Source organism: Humidesulfovibrio sp., from assembly GCF_030689645.1.
Lineage (GTDB): Bacteria > Desulfobacterota > Desulfovibrionia > Desulfovibrionales > Desulfovibrionaceae > Humidesulfovibrio.
The window spans coordinates 1-1005 of the sequence record NZ_JAUYFU010000101.1 but is presented as its reverse complement, the minus strand read 5'-3'; the positions used below and the strand labels follow the sequence as shown (position 1 = coordinate 1005).

Here is a 1005-nt window from a genome sequence, read left to right as displayed (position 1 = left end):
CGGCAAGACTCTTTCAATTCACCGATATTGCGCATAATATGCCCGGCAAGGAGATCTTCCATGCCGGATAATGTCGCACGCCTGCTCAAAATGGCTGAAGCCGAGTTTCCCGACCTCACGGAACCTGAACGTGAGGTGGTGCGCTGTGCGGCAAATGGGGAGCTGGCGGACCTCTCCCCCTTGGGGCCCCCCACGCCACCAGAATTGGAGACCAAGCTCGCGAAGAAATTCAATCCAGGCGGCAGGCAACTACGGTCTGCTGTGGTGGAATGGCTATGCACAGATGAACGCGTCAAGAATCGAGTGCACCGCAAAGGCGTTTTCATCATCCACGCGTCCCTAGACGAGGTGCTTGACCTGCAACACGCAGACGTGCCGTTCTTCTTCGGCTTGCACGCCTGTCGACTACCTGGCCTGGACGCACAAGGGGCGCGCATCGGCAGCAACCTGTATCTCAGACTCTGCCACATCGACGGCAGGTTCGACCTCAACAGTTCACGCATCGGCGGGCAACTTCTATGCGATGGCACTCGCGTGCAAGGGGCGGACGGCATCTCCATCAGGGCGGATGGAGCCGACATCGGCGGCATTGTTTTTCTTTCCAATGGCTTTCGCGCCGTGGGTGAGGTGCGGCTACTCGGTGCGAAGATCAAGGGTCAGTTGAACTGCAAGAATGGCCATTTCCAAAACCACGACGGAAAAGCCTTGAACCTGGACAATGCCGCCATCGAATACGATGTGCTCCTTTCAGAGGGCTTCCAAGCCGTGGGCGAGGTTCGACTGATGGGCGCAAAGATCCAGGGACAGTTGAACTGCAACGGCGGGACATTCCAGAATGAGGCTGGATATGCGGTAAACCTGCACGGAGCGGTGATCAGCGATGCTATGTTCCTTGAGCCCAAGCGTCTGCGTGGCGAGGTCGGCCTCCACGGCGCGGAGGTAACAGGAACCCTGCGCATGCTATCCGACTCTACGGCGAAGGCCAGCCTGGACCTGCGCAGCGCA

1 protein-coding gene is annotated in these 1005 nt (G+C 58.6%); it reads left to right on the top strand.

Features of this window, described 5'->3' with window-relative positions; all coding sequences use genetic code 11:
* Nucleotides 1–60: 60 nt before the first annotated feature.
* Nucleotides 61–1005 (top strand): hypothetical protein (locus Q8O35_RS13715; RefSeq protein ID WP_305574292.1); only part of this gene is annotated, 945 nt, incomplete at its 3' end.